Source organism: Bacillus sp. C30, assembly GCF_040838255.1.
Taxonomy (GTDB): domain Bacteria; phylum Bacillota; class Bacilli; order Bacillales; family Bacillaceae_G; genus Bacillus_A; species Bacillus_A mycoides.
Genome location: NZ_JBFPJH010000261.1, coordinates 1 through 4,683, shown reverse-complemented (window position 1 = coordinate 4,683; position 4,683 = coordinate 1). Strand labels below are relative to the sequence as shown.

General features: G+C 39.0%; 5 protein-coding genes. 1 reads left to right on the top strand and 4 read right to left on the bottom strand.

Features of this window, described 5'->3' with window-relative positions; genetic code table 11:
* Nucleotides 1-16 precede the first annotated feature (16 nt).
* Complete coding sequence (locus AB3X49_RS17970) at nucleotides 17-796, top strand: M15 family metallopeptidase (RefSeq protein WP_367963784.1); 780 nt, start codon at nucleotides 17-19, stop codon at nucleotides 794-796.
* A 36-nt stretch (nucleotides 797-832) separates the two neighbouring features.
* Here AB3X49_RS17970 and AB3X49_RS17965 read toward each other — a convergent pair whose 3' ends face one another.
* From AB3X49_RS17965 to sdhC, 4 genes are all read right to left on the bottom strand, one after another.
* The gene (locus tag AB3X49_RS17965; RefSeq protein ID WP_002088859.1) at nucleotides 833-1,276 is read right to left on the bottom strand and encodes an acyl-CoA thioesterase; all 444 of its coding nucleotides are present in this window, start codon (nucleotides 1,274-1,276) and stop codon (nucleotides 833-835) included.
* 93 nt (nucleotides 1,277-1,369) lie between these two features.
* The gene (gene sdhB / locus AB3X49_RS17960; RefSeq protein ID WP_002088861.1) at nucleotides 1,370-2,131 is read right to left on the bottom strand and encodes a succinate dehydrogenase iron-sulfur subunit; all 762 of its coding nucleotides are present in this window, start codon (nucleotides 2,129-2,131) and stop codon (nucleotides 1,370-1,372) included.
* Nucleotides 2,124-3,917: a succinate dehydrogenase flavoprotein subunit gene (sdhA, locus tag AB3X49_RS17955; RefSeq protein ID WP_002034228.1), complete on the bottom strand. Its 1,794-nt coding sequence runs from the start codon at nucleotides 3,915-3,917 to the stop codon at nucleotides 2,124-2,126. The genes sdhB and sdhA overlap by 8 nt, the downstream gene beginning before the upstream one ends.
* Nucleotides 3,918-3,930: 13 nt before the next feature.
* Nucleotides 3,931-4,557, bottom strand: a complete 627-nt coding sequence (gene sdhC, locus AB3X49_RS17950) for a succinate dehydrogenase cytochrome B558 (protein WP_002015407.1) — start codon at nucleotides 4,555-4,557, stop codon at nucleotides 3,931-3,933.
* Nucleotides 4,558-4,683: the final 126 nt, after the last annotated feature.

The window sequence follows — 4,683 nt, the reverse complement described above, 5'->3', positions numbered from 1 at the left end:
GTGATTACAGGGCATCATGAAAAAAATAATAATTATTTCTGCCGCTACTATTGTAATCGGTATCACATCTTTCGTTTACTTTGGTTCTAAATCACCACTACAAAACGAAGCGAAAGCTGTCGAAAATCAAAAACATAATAACCACCAAAAAGAAGAGATTCCTGCTTTTCAAAAAGCTGATCATAATGCAAAGAAACTAGATGATAATTTTTCCGTTGTAACAAATCCAGATTCTGCTCTTGTATTAGTCAATAAACATCGTAAATTACCAGATGGGTACATTCCAGAAGATTTGACGAAACCGAACGTACCATTTACTAGTCCAAAAGATAAAGAGAAAACATTACTTCGCAAAGATGCTGCAGACGCTCTTGAAAAAATGTTCCAAGCAGCGAAAGAAGAAGGTTTAGAACTTACAGCAGTTTCAGGTTACCGTTCTTACAAACGCCAACAGTCATTACATAATACATATATTAAACGCCAAGGAAAAGCTGAGGCTGATTCGGTAAGTGCAATTCCTGGAGCAAGTGAGCATCAAACCGGTCTAGCAATGGATATTAGCTCAAAATCTGCTAAATTCCAATTAGAACCAATCTTCGGAGAGACAGCAGAAGGAAAATGGGTTGCAGAACATGCCCATGAGTTCGGATTTGTCATTCGTTATTTAGAGGATAAAACAAAAACAACAGAGTATGCATATGAACCGTGGCACTTACGCTACGTCGGTAATCCATACGCCACATACATATATAAGCACCATCTAACATTAGAAGAGGCGATGGAGGACAAAAAATAAGAGAGCGAATCGCTCTCTTATTTTTCTTTTATTCTATTATAATAGCAATTCCTTCCATTCCTCAGGCCACGGTTCGCCTCTTCCAGTTTTTTTCGATGCTTGGACCATCATACCCCGCCCAACTAAACAAACTTCTCCTTCTGCATTTTTGACCATATAGTGTAAATCTAAAGAGGAATTCCCAACCGCTCCCGCCTTTACATATACTTTCAACTGCTCATCAAAATAAATTTGTTTAATAAAATTGCATTGTAGATCTGCGACGACTATCATCGTTTCTGATGATTCATGTGTCCATTCTTGCATAAATCCGAGTTCTTTAAACAATGCGATACGCGCTTCTTCAAAATATGTAAAAGCAACGACATTATTTACATGTCCAAACATATCTACTTCACCAAAACGAACTTTGACAGGATTATAAAATGAAAAACCACTTTCCCATTGCTCAAAGTCTTCAATATAAGAAATTCTCTTCATCGTTCCCTCTCCTTTTCGCCCTTAAAATAAACAGAATAAACAGAAATATAAAGTTATAAGTATTGCCTCTTCAACATGAAGAGGCAATATTTATTAATAGTTATTGTCGCTACCAAAGAAATCTTTGAACGATTGAATTGTTGTATCACGGTTTAATGCTGCAATTGAAGTTGTTAATGGAATACCTTTCGGACATGATTGCACACAGTTTTGAGAGTTACCACAGTTTGCAAGTCCTCCATCACCCATAATTGCACGTAAGCGATCTGCTTTATGCATTTCACCAGTTGGATGCGAGTTAAATAAACGTGCTTGTGAAAGCGGTGCTGGACCAATAAAGTCAGACTTACTGTTTACGTTCGGACATGACTCTAAGCAAACACCACATGTCATACATTTCGAAAGTTCATATGCCCATTGACGCTTTTTCTCTGGCATTCTTGGACCTGGTCCTAGGTCGTACGTACCGTCGATTGGAATCCAAGCTTTAACACGTTTTAACGCGTTAAACATACGGCTACGGTCAACTTGTAAATCACGTACAATCGGGAATGTCTTCATCGGCTTTAAGCGAATTGGTTGCTCTAACTGGTCAATAAGGGCTGTACATGATTGACGTGGTTTTCCGTTAATCACCATCGAACATGCTCCACATACTTCCTCTAAGCAGTTCATATCCCATGCAATCGGAGTTGTTTGGTTCCCTTTTGAGTCGACAGGATTACGGCGAATTTCCATAAGCGCCGAAATAATATTCATATTAGGACGATATGGAATTTCAAACTCTTGGTCAAACTCTTGTGCATCTGGGCCATCTTGTCTCGTAATGATGAGGCGGATTGTTTTCTCAGACATGTTGTTTATCCCCCTTCTCTTCACCCTTAGCAGCTACATCATGTTTTGAGGAATAGTCACGTTTACGTGGTTTAATTAATGAAACATCCACTTCTTCGTAATGGAATGCTGGTGCCTTTCCTTCTCCCTCAAATTTCGCCATCGTAGTTTTTAAGAAGTTTGCATCATCACGATTTGGGAATTCTGGTTTGTAATGCGCTCCGCGGCTTTCATTACGGTTATATGCGCCAATTGTAATAACACGTGCTAACTCGAACATATTTGCAAGTTGGCGTGTAAATGAAGCACCCTGGTTACTCCATCTTGCTGTATCGTTAATGTTAATGCGTTTGTAACGCGCCATTAACTCTTCAATTTTCGCATCAGTTTCTAGTAACTTTTTATTTTCACGAACTACTGTAACGTTATCTGTCATCCATTCTCCAAGCTCTTTATGAAGAACATATGCATTTTCGTTACCATCAAGCATTAAAATATTGTTAAATTTCTCTGTTTCAATTAATTCATTTTGCTCATATACAGTAGATGAAACAGCATCAGATGATTTAGAAAGACCTTTCATATACTCAATTGCGTTCGGTCCTGCTACCATACCACCGTAAATTGCTGATAATAATGAGTTCGCACCAAGGCGGTTACCACCGTGCATAGAATAATCACACTCACCTGCTGCAAATAAACCTGGAATACTTGTCATTTGCTTATAATCAACCCATAATCCACCCATTGAATAGTGAACTGCTGGGAAGATTTTCATTGGTAGTTTACGAGGATCATCACCTGTAAATTTCTCATAGATTTCAATAATTCCACCAAGTTTAATATCTAGTTCTTTCGGATCTTTATGAGAAAGATCTAAGTACACCATGTTTTCACCGTTAATACCTAGTTTTTGCTCTACGCAAACATCAAAGATTTCACGCGTTGCAATATCACGAGGTACAAGGTTTCCGTAAGCTGGATATTTTTCTTCTAAGAAGTACCATGGCTTACCATCTTTATACGTCCAAACACGTCCACCTTCACCACGTGCAGATTCACTCATAAGACGTAACTTATCGTCTCCAGGAATTGCCGTTGGATGAATTTGAATGAACTCACCGTTCGCATAATATGCACCTTGTTGATATACAGCAGACGCTGCTGTACCTGTATTAATAATAGAGTTTGTTGATTTTCCAAAGATGATACCAGGGCCCCCTGTTGCCATAATCACGGCATCAGCTTGGAAACTTTTTATCTCCATAGTTTGTAAGTCTTGCGCGACGATTCCTCGGCACACACCTTCATCATCTACAACAGCTCGTAAGAAATCCCAACCTTCATATTTCGTTACAAGTCCTGCTACTTCATGACGACGTACTTGCTCATCTAATGCATATAGTAATTGTTGACCAGTTGTTGCGCCAGCAAATGCTGTACGGTGATGTTGTGTTCCACCGAAACGACGGAAATCCAGAAGTCCTTCTTCCGTACGGTTGAACATAACACCCATGCGATCCATTAAATGAATAATACCAGGTGCTGCATCACACATCGCTTTAACTGGTGGTTGGTTCGCTAAGAAGTCCCCACCATAAATTGTATCGTCAAAGTGGATCCATGGAGAATCCCCTTCACCTTTTGTATTTACGGCACCGTTAATTCCACCTTGGGCACATACAGAATGTGAACGTTTTACTGGTACTAAAGAAAATAGTTCAACATTTACTCCTGCTTCTGCCGCTTTAATCGTTGCCATTAAGCCGGCCAAGCCACCGCCGACTACTATAAGTTTCCCTTTCATGCTCTCCCACTCCTTACTGGTTTGCTAGCTGTGGATCGATGAACGCTAATAATGCACTCACACCTACATAAGATAGACCTAAGAAAATAGCTAATGTTACATAAGTAGAGATTCTTTGTGAACGTGGAGATACTGTAATTCCCCAGCTTATACAGAATGTCCATAGTCCATTTGCAAAGTGGAAAATTGTTGAAACAACACCAACTAAATAGAAACCAAACATAAATGGGTTGTTTAAAATATCTGCCATCATATCATAGTTTACCTCTTTACCTAACAATGCTTGAATACGAGTTTCCCAGACGTGCCAAGAAATGAAGATCAGCGTAACGATACCTGAAATTCGTTGGAAGACGAACATCCAGTTACGGAAATAGCCGTAAGATACCGCATTGTTCTTAGCTGTAAATGCAATATATAAGCCATATATAGCATGGTACAGTATAGGTAAAAAGATGATGAAAATTTCTAGCGCATACCGGAATGGAAGGAGCTCCATAAAGCCTGCAGCTTTGTTAAAAGCCTCTGCTCCTCTTGTTGCAAAGTTGTTTACAATTAAATGTTGCGTCAAAAAGACACCAACCGGAATGACCCCCATTAATGAGTGCCACTTACGAAACGTATACTCGCGGCCTTTCATGTCCCCATTACCCCCTTGAATGTTTGACTGCTGTTTTCAGATTAATTTACAACAATAATGTTTTTTCACTATTGGCATAAGAAAAACTGAAAAAATTATTCAAAATATTTCAGCATAATTTAATAC

Coding starts and splice junctions, on each gene's coding strand:
- sdhB (WP_002088861.1), bottom strand. CDS start 2,131: ATGTCTGAGAAAACAATCCGCCTCATCATTACGAGACAAGATGGCCCA.
- sdhC (WP_002015407.1), bottom strand. CDS start 4,557: ATGAAAGGCCGCGAGTATACGTTTCGTAAGTGGCACTCATTAATGGGG.
- sdhA (WP_002034228.1), bottom strand. CDS start 3,917: ATGAAAGGGAAACTTATAGTAGTCGGCGGTGGCTTGGCCGGCTTAATG.
- AB3X49_RS17965 (WP_002088859.1), bottom strand. CDS start 1,276: ATGAAGAGAATTTCTTATATTGAAGACTTTGAGCAATGGGAAAGTGGT.
- AB3X49_RS17970 (WP_367963784.1), top strand. CDS start 17: ATGAAAAAAATAATAATTATTTCTGCCGCTACTATTGTAATCGGTATC.